Genomic DNA, 18180 nt, shown 5'->3' with positions numbered 1-18180 from the left:
CCGGCACTGCCTCCTCTACGCGATGGTCGTGATCATGTCTGGCGCAGTCTCCGCCACGCGATGGTCGTGATCACGTCTGCCGCAGCCTCCGCCACACGGCCTTCGCCGCGTTGTGTCCCGACATGCCGTGCACGCCCGGTCCCGGCGGGGTGGCCGAGGAGCAGATGAAGACGGCCGGGTGCGGGGTTCCGTACGGGAACAGGGACAGCTTGGGGCGTAGCAGGATCTGGAGTCCGGTGACCGCTCCGGAGGCGATGTCGCCGCCGATGTAGTTGGCGTTGCGGGCGGCGAGTTCGGCCGGTCCGGCGGTCGCGCGGGCGAGGACGCGGTCGCGGAATCCCGGGGCGAAGCGCTCCAGTTGGCGTTCCATGGCGTCGGTGAGGTCGCCGGTCCAGCCGCTGGGGACGTGGCCGTACGCCCAGAAGACGTGTTTGCCGGCCGGGGCCCGGGTGGGGTCGACGAGGCTGGGCTGCACGGTGATCATGAAGGGTCGCTCGGGTGCGCGGCCCTCCCTGGACGCGGCGCGCAGGGCGGCGCCGACCTCCGCTCTGTCCGCGCCGATCTGCACGGTGGTGGCCCTGCGTGCCTCCGGTGCGGTCCACGGCACGGGGCCGTCCAGGGCGTAGTCGATCTTGAAGACTCCGGGGCCGTACCGGAAGCTCTCGTAGTAGCGGCCGAGGCCGGCGATGCGGGCCAGGGCGGTGGGCGAGGTGTCGAAGACGTACGCGCGCGCGGGCGGCAGGTCGTCGAGGCGCTTGACCTCGAAGTCCGTGTGGATGGTGCCGCCGAGGTCCTTGAGGTACGCGGCCAGGGCGTCGGAGATGGACTGGGAGCCGCCACGGGCCACGGGCCAGCCTCGGGCGTGGGCGGCGAGGGCGAAGACCAGGCCGATGGCGCCGGTGGCGAAGCCGCCGAGCGGGGCCATCACGTGTGCGACGAGACCGGCGAAGAGGGTTTTCGCCCGCTCGTCGCGGAAGCGGCGCATCAGCCAGGTCGACGGGGGCAGGCCGACCAGGCCGAAGCGGGCGAGGGTGACGGGGTCCCGGGGCAGCGCGGTGAGCGGCAGCGACATGAAGTCGCGGGCCAGGGTGTCCCACTTGGGCAGGAAGGGCTTGACCAGCCTGCGGTACGTCCCCGCGTCACGCGGCCCGAACGAGGCGGCCGTCTCCCCGACCGACCGCGCCAGTACGGCCGCGGTGCCGTCGGTGAAGGGGTGCGCCATGGGCAGGTCGGCGTGCAGCCACTCCAGGCCGTAGCGCTCCAGGGGCATGGCGCGGAACGCGGGTGAGTTGATGCCGAGGGGGTGGGCCGCGGAGCACGGGTCGTGCCGGAAGCCGGGGAGGGTGAGCTCCTCGGTGCGGGCTCCGCCGCCGACGGTGTCGCGGGCCTCGAAGAGGGCCACGGAGAAGCCGCGGCGGGCCAGCTCCACGGCGGCGGTCAGTCCGTTCGGCCCCGCACCCACCACCACCACATCGAGCATCGACGACACCTTCGGACCCCTTCGTCAGCCGGTGGCCTGTGAGGTTCAGGATATGACGGAGGGCTGACAGCCCTGGGCCGCGGGGCGCCCTCCGTGAGCTACTGCGCCCTCAGCAGGCCCACCACCCGGCGTGCCGTGGCCGCGTCCCGGGCCGCGGTGAACGGGAGCGTGTTGTGGCCCGTGATACGGAACGGCTCGCCGGTGAGGGTCAGGTGCGCGCCGCCCGCCTCTTCGACCAGGAGCAGGCCTGCGGCGTGGTCCCAGGCCGCCTCCCACGAGAAGGCCGTGGCGTCCGACTCGCCGCGGGCGATGGCGAGATACTCCAGGCCGGCCGAGCCGCACGCGCGCGGTGCCACGCCCTCGGTCCACAGCCCGAGCAGGGCACGCTTCTGCTCCTCGGTCGTGTAGTCCGGGTGGGAGGTGGCTATGCGCAGGTCACGGTCCGCTTCCGGAGCACCGGCGTGCAGCCGCTCGCCGTCGAGGAACGCGCCCCGGCCGCGCACGGCCGTGGCCAGCTGGTCGCGGGCCGGCGCGTACGTCCACGAGGCGAGCACGACTCCGCGCTGGGCGAGCGCGACCAGTGTGCAGAAGCCGGGTTCGCCGTGCACGAACTGCCGTGTCCCGTCGACCGGGTCGACGATCCAGACGGGGGTGTCGCCCTGGATCGCCTCGTACGACGCCGGGTTGGCGTGCACCGCCTCCTCGCCGACCACGACAGAGCCGGGCAGCAGGGCACCGAGCTCCTCGGTGAGGTACAGCTCCGCCTTGCGGTCCGCGTCCGTCACGAGATCATGCGGGCCGGCCTTCTGGTCGACCTCATGCGTGGCGAGCCGGCGGAAGCGCGGCATGATCTCGGTCGAGGCCGCCTTGCGCACCGCTTCCTCCACGTCGCCCGCGTGCCGGGTGAGAAACTCGTCGATGGTTTCCGTGTCTTCGATCATGACTCCATGAGAGCACGCGCCACTGACAATCCCCACCCGGCCGGTGTATCACTGGTGGAATCGCCGTGAAGACCACGATGTCACCTGGCCTGGTTGGCCTGGACCCGGTTCACCTGGGCCCGGATACCAGGTCCGGGGCGGGTTCCTCAGGCCGGGCGGCATCAGCGGCCCGTCGCGTACCCCTGCATCCCCCGCGGATTCGCCGCCGCCGACAGGATCCCGGTCTCCGGGTCCCGTGCGACGGCGCACAGCCGCCCCTCCGACCAGGGATCACCGACGGTCACATCGTGCCCGCGCCGCCGCAGCTCCGCCACCACGTCCTCGGCCATCCGTCCCTCGACGGTGACGCTGCCCGGCCGCATGCCGCGCGGGTAGAAGGAGCCGGGGAAGCTGTCGTTGTGCCAGTTCGGGGCGTCGATCGCGCCCTGGAGGTCGAGCCCGTCCCTGACCTGGGCGCGCAGCGCGACCGCGAGGAAGAAGTGCAGCTGCCACTGGTCCTGCTGATCTCCGCCGGGCGTTCCGAACGCCATGACCGGTACGCCGTCACGCAGCGCGATCGAGGGTGTGAGGGTGGTGCGGGGGCGACGGCCCGGGGTGAGTGAGTTCGGCAGCCCCTCCTCCAGCCAGGTCATCTGCAGGCGGGTACCGAGCGGGAAGCCCAGCTCGGGCACGACGGGGTTGGACTGCAGCCAGCCGCCGCTGGGCGTGGCGGCGATCATGTTGCCCCACCGGTCGACGACGTCGAGGTGGCAGGTGTCGCCGCGGGTGAGCCCGTCGGGGCCGACCTCGGGCTCACCGGGCACCGGGGAGGTGGGGTGTTTGGCGACGGTGGGCTCCCCCGCGCCCAGGGCGTCGAAGCCGGGTTCGTCGCCGTGCGCCACGCGCGCGTGGGCGCTCATCCGAGGAGTGCGGCCCCCGGGACTGCCGGGCCGCAGCTCGTACGAGGCCTTGTCCCCGACGAGCTCCCGCCGCGCCGCGTTGTACGCGTCCGACAACAGCGCGCCGAGCGGCACCTCGGCCGCGTCGCCGTACCAGGCCTCGCGGTCGCCCATGGCGAGCTTGCAGCCCTCGATCAGCAGGTGGACGTACTCGGCGGACCCGTACCGGGGCAGTGCGGGCGGCAGCAGCGCGAGCTGCTGAAGCAGCACCGGGCCCTGGCTCCAGGGGCCGGCCTTGCATACGGTCCAGCCGTTCCAGTCGTACGTCGCCGGCGCCTCGTACGTCGCGGACCAGCCGGCGAGATCGGCGGCCGTGAGCGTCCCGGCGTGGCGCTCGCCGCTGGTGTCCATCGTGGGCCGCTGCGCCTGCCGCACCAGCGCCTCGGCGACGAATCCGGTGCGCCACACCTCCCGCGCGGCCTCGATCTGCGCCTCTCGGTCCCCGGCACCGGCGACCTCTTCGAGCAGCCGCTTCCAGGTGGCGGCGAGGGCGGGATTGCGGAAGAGCCGGCCCGGCCGGGGCGCGGTGCCGCCCGACAGGTACACCTCCGCCGACGAGGTCCATTCCGTCTCGAACAACTCCCGCACGCTTTCGACGGTCGCTCCGACGTTCTCCACGGGTGCGTGCCCGTGTTCGGCGTATCCGACGGCGTACTTCAGCACGTCGGCGAGGGACTTGGTCCCGTGGTCCCGCAGCAACAGCATCCAGGCGTCGAAGGCCCCGGGAACGGCGGCGGCGAGCGGCCCGGTCCCCGGAACCAGCTCCAGCCCGAGCCCCCGGTAGTGCGCGACCGTCGCCCCACCCGGCGCGACTCCCTGTCCGCACAGCACCCGCACCTCGCCGCCCGCCGGAGCGAGCAGGATCGGCACCTCACCGGCGGGCCCGTTCAGATGCGGTTCGACGACATGCAGCACGAACGCCCCCGCCACCGCGGCGTCGTACGCGTTGCCCCCGTCCTCCAACACCGCCATCGCCGACTGCGAGGCGAGCCAGTGGGTGGAGGACACCATGCCGAAGGTGCCCTGGAGGGTGGGGCGGGTGGTGAACACGGTGAGCTCCTCACTCGGCGGCGGCGGTCGACTGATCGTACGAGCTAACTCGGCCGCCTCCCCGCCGTGAGCAGATGCCCGCTCGCCCCGAGCAGCGTCGGCTCGGACTCGATGCGCCGGGTCGCCGCCAGGACGGCCGCGCGGCGTTCCGGGTCGTCCAGCCAGTCCTCGATGCCGCCCATGAGCCAGGCGACGCCCTCGATGCCGTACTGGCCCTCTACGGTGAGTCCGGCGTCGGTGAATTCGGTCGGCGGCTCCTCGGGGCGGGCGAAGTAGGCGACGGTGAACAGGCCGTCCTCGGCGTGGTGGTGGTGTCGGCCGTCCGCCGTGACCGCGTCGGTGCGTTCGCGCTGCACGGCGGTGAAGTAGCGCTCCTCGCGCAGCACGTCGTGCAGTCCGGCGAACCGGTTGATGGTGGCCGCGACCACCAGCCCGCCCGGCCGGACCGCCCGGTAGGCCTCGGCCAACGCCCGTACCCGGTCCGGCCGTTCGGGCAGGTGGTACAGCGGGCCGAGGAGCAGCACCACGTCGTACGAGGCGTCGTCGGCGGGCAGGGCGCGGGCGTCTCCGGGGCGGGCGGTGACGCCGGGCAGCCGTGCGGCCTGTTCCACGTGGAGCGGCACCGGGTCGAGAAGGTCGACCTCGTATCCGTCCCGTGCGAGCCATTCCGCGTGGATCCCGCTGCCGCCGCCGACGTCGAGGACCCGTGCGGGCGCCGCCGGCATCAACCGCCGCAGCACGTCCTGGGTCCGCCAGAACTCCAGCCGCCCGGAGCCCTCTCTGAGGCGGGCGTCCTCCTCGCCCCGGGCGTAGTAGGCGAGGATCTCCTCATGTACGGCGGGCTGTTGGTGGCGTGTCGTCTCGGTCATCACCTCAGGGTGCTGATCGCCACGCACGGCGCGCAACGGGATATGTCGCGCGAGTCAGTTTCCGCGTGCCGTCACCAGCCCCGACTCGTACGCGAACACGACCAGCTGCGCCCGGTCCCGCGCCCCCAGCTTCGTCATCGCCCGGCTGACATGCGTCTTCGCCGTGAACGGGCTGATGACCATGTGGGCCGCGATCTCCTCGTTGGTGAGGCCGCGGGCGGCGAGGGCGGTGACCTCGCGTTCGCGGCGGGTCAGGCACTCCAGGCCGGGGGCCGTGGACCGGTCGGGAGGGCGGGAGACGAACTCGCCGATGAGGGTGCGGGTGACCGACGGGGAGAGCAGGGCCTCGCCGTGGACCACCACCTTGATGGCCTGGAGGAGGTCGGCGGGTTCGGTGTCCTTCAGGAGGAAGCCGCTCGCGCCGGCCCGCAGTGCCTCGAAGACGTACTCGTCGAAGCCGTAGTTGGTGAGGATGACGACGCGTACGGCGGCGAGGGACGGGTCGGCGGCGATGTGCCGGGTGGCCTCGATGCCGGTCATCACCGGCATCTGTACGTCGATCAGCGCGATGTCGGGGACCTCGGCGCGGACCAGGTCCAGGCCCTGCTTCCCGTCCGCTGCCTCCCCCACCACCTCGATGCCGTCCTCGGCCTCCAGCAGCGCGCGGAAGCCGGCGCGCATCAGTGCCTGGTCGTCGACGAGTGCCACCCTGATCATCCGGTGGCCTCCGAGGGAAGCTCCGCCCGCACCGAGAAGCCGCCCTCCGCGCGCGGGCCGGCGTGCAGGGTGCCGCCGAGGGCCGTGACGCGTTCGCGCATGCCGGTGAGGCCGATGCCGGGGGTGCAGGGGCGGGTCGGGTCGGCTGTTCCGTCGTCGTCCACCTGTATCACCAACGCCTCCTCGCCGTGTTCCAGTCGGACGTGCACCTTCGCCGGGCCCGCGTGGCGTGCCGCGTTGGTGAGCGACTCCTGGACGATGCGGTACACCGCCCGGTCGACGGTCGCCGGCAGGGGGCGTTCGGCGCCGGTCGTCGTCAGTTCGACGGCGAGGCCCGCCGCCCGGGCGCGTTCCACGAGTACCGCGGGGGTGCCGGTCGGTTCGTCGGTGCGCAGGACCTCCAGGGTGGCGCGGAGTTCGCGCATCGCCTCGCCGCCCGCCTCCTGGATGGCGAGCAGGGCGGGTGGCACCTCCTCGCCTCGCTTGCGGGCGAGGTGGACCGCGACGCCCGCCTGGAGCTTGACGATGGAGATGCTGTGGGTGAGGGAGTCGTGCAACTCCCGTGCTATGCACAGGCGTTCCTCGCCGGCTCGGCGCAGTGCCGCTTCCTCGCGGGTGCGTTCGGCCTCCAGGGCGCGCTGTTCGGTCTGTCGCAGATAGGCCTGCCAGTTGCGGTCGGCGAGGCCCGTGACGACCGCGCACAGGAACCAGCCCGTGAGCAGCGCGGCCTTCTCGACGACCTCTCCCGTCGTCGGACCCGTCGCCACGTACGCCGCCAGGTACACGCCGCTCGCGGCGGCGGCCCAGCCCCGGTGCCCCACGCGGGCCGCGGTGTGCACGGCGGCGAGGACGGGGAGGGCGGCGAGCAGGCCGGGGTGCGCGTGCAGGACGTACGCCGCGCCGGTCGCCGTGGCGGCGGCCAGGACCGCCAGGGGGGCCGGCCGGTAGAACGCCAGGGCGGCCGAACCCAGCACGATCAGCGCGTAGTCGACGGCCGTGGTGTCCGCGTCGAACGCGGCCGTGGTCACGACGAGGGCGCCGACGACGACCGCGAGGGCCGCGTCGGCGAGACTCCTGCGTGTGACCAAGTGCCCGCTCATGCACGCACAGTAGCCGTCGGCGCCGACACCGGCGTCACCCCTGTGGACAACTCTGCGACTACTCCCGACGCAGTAGACACAAGCCCCGAGCCGCCCCGTCGGCGCAGCGCCGACTGTCTTCGGCCGTACGACGACCGCGCCCGGCCCCGCGGCGCACGCTTCTGCCCATGCCCACACCTTTCCGCTACACCGAGCCCCTGCCGCCCAAGGCGGCCACGGGCCGCGTCGCCGAGGTCTACGCCCAGCTCTCCCGCGACTTCGGCATCGACAAGCCCGTCACCTTCGTGGTCCTGTCCTCCGCACCCGAGATCCTCGCGCCCACCTGGGCGCTGATGCGCGAGTCGCTGATCGCGGGCCCCGGCAGCCGTACCGGCAAGGAGCTGGCGGCGCTCGGGGTGTCGCAGGCCAACAAGTGCCCGTTCTGCGTGGACGCGCACACCGTGCTGCTGCACGCCACCGGCGACCACGCGCTCGCCGAGCGCCTGGCCCGAGGGAGGGTCCCCGAGGACGAGGAGCACGCGCGCGTGTTCGCCTGGGGCCGACACACGCGCGTGCCGGGCGCCTCGCTGGAGCCGTATCCGTTCCCACGCGAGCACACGCCCGGCTATGTGGGCACCGTGCTCGCCTTCCACTTCATCAACCGGATCGTGTCGGCCCTGCTCACCGAGCAGCTCCTGCCGGGCAACGCCCAGCGGTTCAGGGCGGTCCGCAGTCTCGCGGGCCGCACGCTCGCCCGGACCGTACGCCGCCCCGCGGTGCCCGGCGAGGCCCTCGTGCTGCTCGACCACCCCGACCCCGGCGAGGCCCCGGCGTGGGCGGGCGACACGGCCGTCGGGCCCGCGTACGCGGCGCTGCTCAAGGCGGCCATGGCGGGCGCCGGCCTCCTCGACGCCGACGACCAGGCCCTCGTACAGGAAACCCTGTGGGGCTGGGACGGGGAGCATCCGCCGCTCGCCCTGGGCGGGTTCCCGGACCGTCGGGAGCGTCCCGGCGCGCGTCTGGCGCTGCTGGCGGCCCTCGCGCCGTACCGCATCACGGACGAGGACGTGGCGGCCTGGCGGCGACCGGAGCACACCGACCACTGTCTGGTGCACCTCGTCGCCTACGGGGCGTTCGCGGCCGTGGACCGCATCGAGTCGGCGCTCAGTCGCCGCATCGCCCGGACATAAAGGGACACAGGGCGCATCGGCAGCGAGGCGCTGTGACGGCACCGGTACGGAGCGAGTTGGCACTTCCGTCCCACAGGGAGTCATGTGAAACTGGCGCCCCGTCCGCAGTGCGGACTCCCTCCGCACCATCCCCCACGAAAAGTGCGCCGTGCGTTCCAGCTCCCTTCCGTTGCCGCTCGCCCTCACCGCACGCCTGTCGCCCGTCGTCGTGCTCGCCGCGGCGGGCTGGGCGCTGACGTCCGGTCCGTTCGCCGCGACGTCGGCCACCGAGCACAAGGAGGAGGAGAAGACCGGCACGCAGTCCGCGTCCGCCCCGGCGACGGCGGCCGCGTCGAAGACGTACGCCTCCGCACCCTCCCCCTGCGGCAGCCTCGCCAAGAAGACGATCACGTCGCTGGTACCGGGTGCCAAGACGGCCGGCAAGGAGATCCCCTCGACGGACTCGAAGCTGCGCCGCACCTGCTCGTGGAACGCGCTCAAGGGGTACGACTACCGCTGGCTCGACGTCTCCTTCGAGATCACGGAGAACGACGAGGCGGCACAGAAGTCGTACAAGGAGAACATCGAGGAGAAGAGCGGCGGCGGGGACGTCCCGGGGGTCGGCGACTCGGCGTACTCCGTCGTGAACCTCACCACCGAGGACAAGCAGCAGACCCGCGAGGGCGTGGTGATGGTGCGCGCGTCCAACGCGTTGGTGACCGTCACGTACAACGGCAGCGACTTCGAGACGAAGAAGGCGCCCAGCACGGACGAGATCAACAAGGCCGCCATCAAGGCCGCCAAGGAGGCGGTCGCGGCGCTGGCGGACGGTCAGCAGAGCTGACCGCCCTCCTGACCGTCCGCCGGCAGTACTGCCTTCGGCGTCACGCCTCGAGGCGGTCCCTTCCACGCGCCAGCATCAGCACCACGTACAGCACCATCGACGTGCCCAGGCCCACCGCCCAGCCGTAGTCGGCCAGCGGCTCCAGTGCCGGGATGGGGCGCCCGTCGATCAGCGGCTTGAAGCTCGCGCCGCCGATGGCGAGGACACCGCCGGTGACGAAGGCGACGACGGCCCGCCAGTTCCAGCCGCCGTCGTACCAGTAGCGGCCGCCCGCGCGGTACAGGTCGGTCAGGTCGAGCTTGCCGCGGCGCAGGATCCAGTAGTCGGCGATGAGGATGCCGGCGACCGTGCCGAGCAGACCGCCGACCAGGCCGAGCCAGGTGAAGATGTAGCCCTGCGGGTCGGAGTACAGCTTCCAGGGGAAGATCAGCACACCGAGGACGCAGGTGGCGAGCGCACCGGCCCGGAAGGTGATCTTCCGGGGCGCGATGTTGGAGAAGTCGAAGGCCGGCGAGACCAGGTTGGCCGCGATGTTCACGGACAGGGTCGCCACCAGCACGGTGACCAGCGCGAACAGCAGGCCCACGACGTTGTCCGTCTTGGCGGCGAGCTCCACCGGGTTCCAGATCGTCTCGCCGTACACGGCCTGCGAACCGGAGGTGACCATCACCGACAGCAGCGCGAAGAGCGTCATGGTGGTCGGCAGACCGAGCGCCTGGCCCCACATCTGCGACTTCTGACTCTTGCCGTAACGCGTGAAGTCCGGGATGTTCAGGGACAAAGTCGACCAGAAGCCGATCATGCCCATGAGGGACGGCCAGAACAGCTTCCAGAAGTCGCCGCCCCAGCCCAGCTTGGAGGGCTGGTCGAGCAGCGGGCCGAAGCCGCCCGCCTTGTTGCTCATCCAGATCAGCATCACCAAGGCGCCGACCAGGACGAAGGGCGCCGCCCAGTTCTCGAAGCGGCGGATCGTCTCCATGCCCCGGTAGATGATCGCGACCTGGATCGCCCAGAAGATCGCGAACGACAGCCACATCGTCCAGGGATAGCCGCCGAACTGTCCGGCGTCGCTCCAGCCGTTCCCGATCAGCTTCCCGGCGAGGAAGTAGATCGCCTCGCCGCCGATCCAGGTCTGGATGCCGAACCAGCCGCACGCCACCAACGCCCGTACGACAGCGGGGAGGTTGGCGCCGCGGATGCCGAAGGAGGCGCGGGCGAAGACCGGGAAGGGGATGCCGTACTTGGGTCCCGCGTGCCCGGTGAGCAGCATCGGCACCAGCACGATCACGTTGGCCAAGGCGATGGTGAACACCGCCTGCTTCCAGTCCATGCCGACGGCGATCAGACCGGAGGCCAGGGTCCAGGAGGCCGTGTTGTGGGCCATGCCGACCCACAGGGCGGAGAAGTTGTACGTGGTCCAGGTGCGCTTCTCCACCGGAACCGGCAGCAGGTCCTCGTTGGCGTAGCGGCCGCTCGGGGCGGGGCTGCCCGGGGCGAGCTCCACCCGGCCGTCGGCGAGGGTGACTTGAGAGGAGGACGGCGGTATGGCCGTGGGAGCGGTGTCGGTCATGGGCAGGCCAATCAAACGAGGGGCGGATCCGGAAAGGCCGTGCGGGCTCCGGCTCCCTCCCCGAGGCAACCGGGCCACGGGGAGGGGAGAACAGGAGTGGGGGGATGGGGAGAAGAGCGGGGAGTTTCGGGTCAGGCGTTGACGGCCGGGATCACCTTCGTGCCGTAGGCGTCGATGGTGGCCTCCTGCGCGTCGTGCATGTCGTAGACCGCGAACTGGTCGACGCCCAGCTCACGCAGTGCGTTCAGTTTCTCGATGTGCTTCTCGACGGGGCCGATGACGCAGAACCGGTCGACGATCTCGTCGGGCACGAACTGGGTGTCGGGGTTGTCGGCGCGTCCGTGGTGGGAGTAGTCGTAGCCCTCGCGCGCCTTGATGTAGTCGGTGAGTTCGTCGGGTACGGCGGCGGAGTGCTCGCCGTACTTGGAGACCAGGTCGGCGACGTGGTTGCCGACCATCCCGCCGAACCAGCGGCACTGCTCGCGGGCGTGGGCGAGCGCCTCGGGCGAGTCGTCCTCGGTGACGTAGGCGGGAGCGGCGACGCAGATCTTCACCTCGGACGGGTCACGTCCGGCGGCGACGGCCGCGTCCTTGACCGCCTTCACCATGTACTCGGTGAGGTACAGGTCGGCCAGCTGGAGGATGAACCCGTCGGCCTCCTCGCCGGTCATCTTCAGCGCCTTGGGGCCGTACGCGGCCATCCAGACGGGGAGTTCGGCGTCCTCCTTGATCCAGGGGAACCTGATGACCGTACCCCCGAGGTCCGCCTCCTTCCCGGAGCCGAGTGCCCGGATGACCTTCATGGCCTCGCTGATGCGGGCCAGCGTGTTCGGGGCGCGGCCTGCGACGCGCATGGCGGAGTCTCCGCGGCCGATGCCGCAGACCGTGCGGTTGCCGAACATGTCGTTGAGGGTGGCGAAGGTGGAGGCGGTGACCTCCCAGGTGCGGGTGCCCGGGTTGGTGACCATCGGGCCGACCTTGAGCTTGCTGGTGTTGGAGAGGATCTGGCTGTAGATCACGAACGGCTCCTGCCACAGCACGGCGGAGTCGAAGGTCCAGCCGTACGTGAAGCCGTTGCGCTCGGCCCGCTTCATCAGGCTGATGACCTTGGAGGCCGGCGGGTCGGTCTGCAGGACGAGTCCGAAGTCCATTTGCGCCACTCCTAGTTGAGGTACTGACAGGTGGAGCGGGGGGTGTAGACGCCGTGCCCGGCGTGCCCGGTGTACTCCCGCTCGGTGATGACGAGTTCGCCGCGCGAGAGGACGGTCTCGACGCGGCCGGTGAGGCGCTTGCCCTCGTACGCCGAGTAGTCGACGTTCATGTGGTGCGTCTCGGCGGAGACGATCTGCTCGGCGTGCGGGTCGTAGATGACGACGTCCGCGTCGGCGCCGGGGGCGATGGTGCCCTTCTTCGGGTACATGCCGAACATCCGGGCCGGGGTCGCGCAGGCGATCTCGATCCAGCGGCGGCGCGAGATGTGTCCCTCGACGACGGCCTGGTGGAGCAGGTCCATGCGGTTCTCGACGCCCGGAAGACCGTTGGGGATCTTCGAGAAGTCGCCGCGGCCGAGCTCCTTCTGGCCCACGAAGCAGAAGGGGCAGTGGTCGGTGGAGACGACCTGGAGGTCGTTGGTGCGCAGGCCCTTCCAGAGGTGGGCCTGGTGCTCCTTGGGCCGCAGCGGCGTCGAGCACACGTACTTCGAGCCCTCGAAGTCGGGCTCGGCGAGGTTGTCCGTGGACAGGAACAGGTACTGCGGGCAGGTCTCGCCGAAGACGTTCAGGCCCTCGTCGCGTGCCCTGGCCAGCTCGGCGACTGCCTCCATCGCCGAGACGTGCACGACGTACAGGGGTGCCCCGGCGACCTGCGCGAGCTTGATGGCCCGGTGGGTGGCCTCGGCCTCAAGGAGCGCCTTGCGCACCTCCCCGTGATAGCGGGGGTCGGTCTCGCCGCGGGCCAGCGCCTGCTCGACGAGCACGTCGATCGCGATGCCGTTCTCGGCGTGCATCATGATCAGGCCGCCGTTCTCGGCGGAGCGCTGCATGGCACGCAGGATCTGGCCGTCGTCGCTGTAGAAGACGCCGGGGTAGGCCATGAACTGCTTGAAGGAGGTCACGCCCTCCTCCACCAGCAGGTCCATCTCCTTGAGCGTGTCCTGGTTCACGTCGGAGACGATCATGTGGAAGCCGTAGTCGATGGCGCAGTTGCCCTCGGCCTTGGCGTGCCAGGCGTCGAGCCCCTCGCGCAGCGAATGGCCCACGCTCTGCACGGCGAAGTCGACGATGGTCGTCGTACCGCCCCAGGCGGCGGCCCGGGTGCCGGTCTCGAAGGTGTCGGAGGCGAAGGTGCCGCCGAACGGCAGCTCCATGTGGGTGTGGGCGTCGACGCCGCCCGGGATGACGTACTTCCCGGTGGCGTCGATGGTGCGCTCGGCCGTCCAGGCCTCGGCGGCGGAGGTGCCGGAGGCGGCCAGGGCGGCGATGCGGCCGTCCTCGATCAGGACGTCGGCGTGGATCTCGTCGGACGCGGTGACGACTAGGCCACCGCGGATGACGGTACGGCTGCTCATGATCCCTCTCCTGCCGTGTTCAACACTGGTGTGGTGCGGGTCGGTCGGTGCCGCCGGTCCGGCCCCCCGTGTGCTGGACCGGCGGACGTGCCCGGCCCGGTTACGGAGCGGTCAGCGGGCCGTACGCGTCGGGACGGCGGTCGCGGTAGAACTGCCAGCGGTCGCGGACCTCGCGCAGCTTGGCCAGATCGAGGTCGCGGACGACCAGTTCGGTCTCCTTGTCGCTGGCCACCTCGCCGACGAACTGGGCCTCCGGGTCGACGAAGTAGCTCGTCCCGTAGAAGTCGTTGTCGCCCAGTTCCTCGACGCCGACCCGGTTGATCGCGCCGACGAAGTACTCGTTGGCGGCGGCCGCGGCCGGCTGCTCCAGCTGCCACAGGTAGGACGACAGGCCGCGCGAGGTGGCCGACGGGTTGAAGACGATCTCGGCGCCCTCCAGCCCCAGCGCGCGCCAGCCCTCGGGGAAGTGACGGTCGTAGCAGATGTAGACACCGATCCTGCCGACGGCGGTGTCGAAGACCGGCCAGCCGCTGTTGCCGGGACGGAAGTAGAACTTCTCCCAGAAGCCCGGCACCTGCGGGATGTGGTGCTTGCGGTACTTGCCGAGGTACGAGCCGTCCGCGTCGATCACGGCGGCCGTGTTGTAGAGGACGCCGGGCTGCTCCTCCTCGTACATCGGCAGGATGAGGACGAGGCCCAGTTCCTTGGCGAGCGCCTGGAAGCGCTTGACGATCGGGCCGTTCGGGATCTGCTCGGCGTACTCGTAGAACGCCTTGTCCTGGACCTGGCAGAAGTACGGTCCGTAGAACAGTTCCTGGAAGCACAGGACTTGGGCACCCTGCGCGGCCGCGTCGCGGGCCGCCTGCTCGTGCACCTGGATCATCGACTCCTTGTCGCCCGTCCAGGCGGTCTGGAAGAGGGCGGCTCGGATCACTGTGCTCATCGGGACCTCCGGTCACTCGGTGTGCGAGGAGCCTAAGAAGTCCGAAGAGCCGGTTTGAGTTGCACGGTGTCACGTCTGCGGGCCCGCGGCGTGTCACCGTGTCACCCTGTCGTGGGCCCATGTTTCACCGCCGTTTTCCCAGGTCGTCGCATGTTTCAACCCTGTTGCGCGTCGTGTGCGAGGAGCGCGATGTGCACCGAGGCGGCCTGCTCGAAGTCGTCGAGGTCGACGCCGAGCCGGCCCTGTATCGCCTCCAGCCGGCGGTAGAGCGCCGGCCGGGAGACGTGGTGGAGCTGGGCGGTGCGGGACTTGTTGCGGCCGCTGGCGAGGTAGGTGCGCAGGACGGCGAGCAGGTCCTCGCCGGCCCCGCACAGCAGCCCGTCCAGCTCGCGCTCCGCGAAGGACTGCACATGCGGGTCGTCGCGCAGCAGCCGGATCAGGCCGCGCAGGTGTACGTCCTTGAGGCGGACGACGGCCGGGAGGTCCAGGACGGCCGAGGAGTCGGCCACGGCGTCGGCGACGTGCTGGGCCTCGCGCAGCCCGGCGGGGACGTCGTCCCAGACGGTGCGCTCGTCGGCGGCCGCCACCACGGCCTTGGAGGACCCGGACTCGGTCCGCAGCCGGGCGGCGAAGTGGGCCGCGAGGGCCGTCGCGTCCTGGTCGCGGGCGAGGCTCAGCAGAACGGCCACGGCTCCGTCGGCCAGCTCGGCGACCAGCCCGGGCATCCCCAACATACGCAGCACGCGGTCGAGTTGGTCCGGTTCGCCGTCGCGTACGACGAGCGGGACGAAGGTGCGCCGGTTGACGGGAAGTCCGGCCGCGCGGGCCCGGGGCAGCAGCTGCCGGGCCGGTACGACTCCGCTGACGAGGTCGGTGAGCAGGCTCTGCGCGGACTGCTCCTCCCAGGTGTGCGCGGAGTTGCCGCCGAGCATGCGGTGCAGCACGAGGGCCTCGGCGGCCCGGTCGGCGAGCAGCCGCCCGGTGGCGGAGTCGCCGCGGTAGCCGCAGAGGGTGATCCGGCCCCACCGCTCTCCCCGCCCCGCCAGCTCCGCGCGGATCCAGCCGTCGACCTCGTTGCCGCCGGCCTGGCGGGCGATGCGCTCCCAGTCGCGCAGCACGTCGTCCACGGCGGGCCGCTCCCCCGCGGTGGCGAGGACGCGGTGGGCGAGGTTGGTGACGACGACGGGACAGCCGCTGTGCTGGGCGACCTCGTCGAGCAGGCGTTGCAGGGGAGCGTCGGCGGTGATGAGTCCGGTGAGCGCGGTCCGTACGGACTCGGAGAAGCTGACGGCGGCGAACTTCCGCCGGACCAGCCGGGACTGGACCTCCTCCGTCAACTCCGCGAAGGGGAAGGGCCGATGGAGGACCACCATGGGCAGCCCGCACCGCTCGGCCGCCCGCCGCATCACGTCCGGCGGCGCGGGGAACGCCCGTCCCAGGCCCAGGACGACGGCCGCGGCCTCCGCGCGGTGCAGGGACTGGATGTACTCGGCCTGCGCGCCCTCGTCGCCGGCGAGCAGCACCCCGGTGGTGAGGATCATCTCGCCGCCGCTGAGCATCACGCCGACGTCGGCGGCCTCGGCGACGTGCACCCAGCGCACCGCCCGGTCGAGCTGACTCGCCCCGGCCACCACCTCGGGCTCCCCGGCGAGGACCCGTTCCAGGCCGAGGACCTGCCGCACCGACAGGGCCGGCTCGGTCGGACCCCAGGTCTTGGAGGTGGTGGTCATGGCGGCGTTTCCCTTGTTCGGAGTGCTGCTACTGAATGCTCCTCAGAGCGTCTTCGAGGATCGCGGCGCCCTCCTCGGCCTCCGCGACGGTCAGGGACAGGGGTGGCGCGACCCGCAGGGCGCTGGTGTTGTGGCCGCCGCCCTTGCCGATGAGCAGCCCGCCCTCGCGGGCCGCTTCGAGCACGGCGGACGCGGCTGCCGGGTCGGCCTCGTCGGTGCCGGGTTTGACCAGCTCGATGCCGAGCATCAGCCCGCGCCCGCGCACCTCCCGTACGGCCGGCACCTGTGCGGCGGCGGCCCGCAGCCGCTCGATGAGCAGTCCGCCGACGCGCCGGGCGTTGCCCTGGAGGTCGTGCTCCAGGAGGTACGTCAGGTTCGCGAGGCCGGCCGCCATGGTGATCTGGGTGCCGCCGAACGTGGAAATGCTGTTGGCGTCCAGGCAGTTCATGATCTCGCCGCGGGCGACGACGCCGCCGATGGACATGCCATTGCCGATGCCCTTGGCGAAGGTGAGGATGTCGGGAGGCCCTGAGGAGGCGTGGGCCTGCCAGCCCCAGAAGTGTTCGCCGGTGCGGCCCCAGCCGGTCTGCACCTCGTCGGCGATCCACAGGATGCCGCGCTCCTGGAGCACCTCGCGGAAGGCCGCGTACAGGCCGTCCGGCGGGGAGGTGAAGCCGCCGACGCCCTGGATGGGCTCGGCGATCAGGGCGGCGGGCGGGCGGGTGTGGCCGAGCAGGTCTTCGAGGTCGTCGACGCAGGCCGCGATGAAGTCGTCGTCGCTGAGCGAGGCGTACGGGCCGCGTGTACGCACGCCTCCGTGGACGTACAGCGTCTGGAGCGGGGAGAGCGAGGTGGGCGACCAGCCGCGGTTGCCGGTGATGCCGACCGAGCTGAAGGAGCGGCCGTGGTAGCTGTTGCGCATCGCCAGGATGGTGTTGCTGCGGCGGTACGTCGTCGCCAGCATCAGGGCGGTGTCGTTGGCCTCGGTGCCGGAGGTGGTGAAGAAGACGCGGGCGTCCGGGATGCCGCTCAACTGGGCGATGCGCTCGGCGAGTTCGACCATCGGCCGGTTGAGGTAGAGCGTGGACGAGTGGACGATCCGCCCGGCCTGTTCGCTCACCGCCTTGGTGACCTCGGGCAGGGCGTGCGCGGTCATCGTCGTCAGGATGCCGCCGAAGAAGTCGAGGTACTTGTTGCCCTCGGCGTCCCAGACGTACCGGCCCTCGCCGTGGGTGATCTCCAGCGGGTCCTCGTAGTAGAGGGCGAGCCAGTCGGGCAGGACGGAGCGGTGGCGGCCCAACAGGTCCTTGGTCACGGCTGCACCAGCCCTTCGTAGGCGTCGGGACGGCGGTCGCGGTAGAACGCCCACTGCTGGCGCACTTGCTCGATGAGGTCGAAGTCGAGGTCGCGGACGATGAGCTCCTCTTCCTTGTCGCTGGCCGTCTCACCCACGAACTGGCCGCGCGGGTCGACGAAGTAGCTCGTCCCGTAGAAGTCGTTGTCGCCGTACTCCTCGACGCCGACCCGGTTGATCGCGGCGATGAAGTACTCGTTGGCGACGGCGGCGGCGGGCTGTTCGAGGCGCCAGAGGTAGTTGGAGAGTCCGCGGTGGGTGGCGGAGGGGTTGTAGACGAGCTGGGCGCCGTTCAGGCCGAGCTGGCGCCAGCCCTCGGGGAAGTGGCGGTCGTAGCAGATGTAGACGCCGACCTTGCCGACGGCGGTGTCGAAGACCGGCCAGCCGATGTTCCCCGGCTTGAAGTAGTACTTCTCCCAGAAGCCCTTGACCTGCGGGATGTGGTGCTTGCGGTACTTGCCGAGGAAGGTGCCGTCGGCGTCGATCACGGCCGCGGTGTTGTAGTAGAAGCCCGACTGCTCGATCTCGAACACCGGGACGACGATCACCATGCCGGTCTCGCGGGCGAGCTCTTGCATACGACGGGTGGTCGGCCCGTCGGGCACCGGTTCGGCCCAGCGGTAGTGCTCGGGGTCCTGGACCTGACAGAAGTAGGGGGCGTTGAAGACTTCCTGGAAGCCGATGATCTTGGCACCCTGGCGGGCCGCCTCGCGGGCGTGCTCCTCGTGTTTCGCCACCATGGACTCGGTGTCGCCGGTCCAGGTGGCCTGGACCAGGGCGGCGCGTACGACGTTGGCCATGAGCTGCTCCTTCGACGGGACCTCAGAGCCTCTACGCCCGTAGACACAGGCCGTAGAGGCACGAACGTAAGCCTCCCCGGCGGCCTTGCCAAGACCATCGTCGTTAACCCGCTGAGTCGATCGGGTTTCA

General features: G+C 71.1%; 15 protein-coding genes. 2 read left to right on the top strand and 13 right to left on the bottom strand.

What is annotated here, in order from left to right; all coding sequences use genetic code 11:
* Positions 1–70: 70 nt before the first annotated feature.
* The 6 genes from QFZ76_RS40045 to QFZ76_RS40020 all read right to left on the bottom strand — a co-directional run bounded on the left by QFZ76_RS40045 (position 71) and on the right by QFZ76_RS40020 (position 7095).
* Positions 71–1480: an NAD(P)/FAD-dependent oxidoreductase gene (locus QFZ76_RS40045; protein WP_307678258.1), complete on the bottom strand. Its 1410-nt coding sequence runs from the start codon at positions 1478–1480 to the stop codon at positions 71–73.
* 98 nt (positions 1481–1578) lie between these two features.
* The gene (locus QFZ76_RS40040; protein ID WP_307678257.1) at positions 1579–2421 is read right to left on the bottom strand and encodes an inositol monophosphatase family protein; all 843 of its coding nucleotides are present in this window, start codon (positions 2419–2421) and stop codon (positions 1579–1581) included.
* Positions 2422–2582: 161 nt separating this feature from the next.
* Positions 2583–4409 (bottom strand): gamma-glutamyltransferase family protein, encoded by a 1827-nt coding sequence (locus QFZ76_RS40035; RefSeq protein ID WP_307678256.1) that lies wholly within the window; start codon positions 4407–4409, stop codon positions 2583–2585.
* A 44-nt stretch (positions 4410–4453) separates the two neighbouring features.
* Positions 4454–5278 (bottom strand): bifunctional 2-polyprenyl-6-hydroxyphenol methylase/3-demethylubiquinol 3-O-methyltransferase UbiG, encoded by an 825-nt coding sequence (locus QFZ76_RS40030; protein WP_307678255.1) that lies wholly within the window; start codon positions 5276–5278, stop codon positions 4454–4456.
* A gap of 54 nt (positions 5279–5332) precedes the next feature.
* Complete coding sequence (locus tag QFZ76_RS40025; RefSeq protein WP_266449911.1) at positions 5333–5995, bottom strand: response regulator transcription factor; 663 nt, start codon at positions 5993–5995, stop codon at positions 5333–5335.
* On the bottom strand, positions 5992–7095 hold the full coding sequence (locus QFZ76_RS40020; RefSeq protein ID WP_307678254.1) for a sensor histidine kinase: 1104 nt from the start codon (positions 7093–7095) through the stop codon (positions 5992–5994). The genes QFZ76_RS40025 and QFZ76_RS40020 overlap by 4 nt, the downstream gene beginning before the upstream one ends.
* Positions 7096–7262: 167 nt before the next feature.
* Here QFZ76_RS40020 and QFZ76_RS40015 point away from each other — a divergent pair, with 167 nt between their 5' ends.
* Both QFZ76_RS40015 and QFZ76_RS40010 read left to right on the top strand, forming a co-directional pair.
* Positions 7263–8264 carry a carboxymuconolactone decarboxylase family protein gene (locus QFZ76_RS40015; protein WP_307678253.1) on the top strand — a complete coding sequence of 334 codons (1002 nt, stop codon included), beginning with the start codon at positions 7263–7265 and terminating at the stop codon, positions 8262–8264.
* 148 nt (positions 8265–8412) lie between these two features.
* Positions 8413–9087 carry a hypothetical protein gene (locus QFZ76_RS40010; protein ID WP_307678252.1) on the top strand — a complete coding sequence of 225 codons (675 nt, stop codon included), beginning with the start codon at positions 8413–8415 and terminating at the stop codon, positions 9085–9087.
* A 40-nt stretch (positions 9088–9127) separates the two neighbouring features.
* On the opposite strand, the gene QFZ76_RS40005 is transcribed toward QFZ76_RS40010, so the two are convergent.
* The 7 genes from QFZ76_RS40005 to QFZ76_RS39975 form a co-directional block, all read right to left on the bottom strand.
* Positions 9128–10657 (bottom strand): NCS1 family nucleobase:cation symporter-1, encoded by a 1530-nt coding sequence (locus QFZ76_RS40005; RefSeq protein WP_307678251.1) that lies wholly within the window; start codon positions 10655–10657, stop codon positions 9128–9130.
* Positions 10658–10788: 131 nt separating this feature from the next.
* A complete protein-coding gene (locus tag QFZ76_RS40000) occupies positions 10789–11808 on the bottom strand; it encodes a TIGR03842 family LLM class F420-dependent oxidoreductase (protein ID WP_307678250.1) in 1020 nt (339 codons plus the stop codon).
* A gap of 11 nt (positions 11809–11819) precedes the next feature.
* Complete coding sequence (gene hydA / locus QFZ76_RS39995; RefSeq protein WP_307678249.1) at positions 11820–13223, bottom strand: dihydropyrimidinase; 1404 nt, start codon at positions 13221–13223, stop codon at positions 11820–11822.
* Between the two features lie 100 nt (positions 13224–13323).
* Positions 13324–14166, bottom strand: a complete 843-nt coding sequence (locus QFZ76_RS39990; RefSeq protein ID WP_307678248.1) for a nitrilase-related carbon-nitrogen hydrolase — start codon at positions 14164–14166, stop codon at positions 13324–13326.
* A gap of 155 nt (positions 14167–14321) precedes the next feature.
* On the bottom strand, positions 14322–15896 hold the full coding sequence (locus QFZ76_RS39985) for a PucR family transcriptional regulator (protein WP_307678247.1): 1575 nt from the start codon (positions 15894–15896) through the stop codon (positions 14322–14324).
* A gap of 28 nt (positions 15897–15924) precedes the next feature.
* A complete protein-coding gene (locus QFZ76_RS39980; protein ID WP_307678246.1) occupies positions 15925–17211 on the bottom strand; it encodes an aspartate aminotransferase family protein in 1287 nt (428 codons plus the stop codon).
* The gene (locus QFZ76_RS39975) at positions 17208–18050 is read right to left on the bottom strand and encodes a nitrilase-related carbon-nitrogen hydrolase (RefSeq protein WP_307678245.1); all 843 of its coding nucleotides are present in this window, start codon (positions 18048–18050) and stop codon (positions 17208–17210) included. Before QFZ76_RS39975 ends, QFZ76_RS39980 begins: the two co-directional genes overlap by 4 nt.
* Between the last annotated feature and the right edge of the window lie 130 nt (positions 18051–18180).

It is taken from the genome of Streptomyces sp. V4I2, assembly GCF_030817655.1.
Taxonomy (GTDB): Bacteria; Actinomycetota; Actinomycetes; order Streptomycetales; family Streptomycetaceae; genus Streptomyces; species Streptomyces plumbiresistens.
The sequence above is the reverse complement of the archived record's forward strand: the minus strand, read 5'-3'. Positions and strand labels throughout refer to the sequence as shown.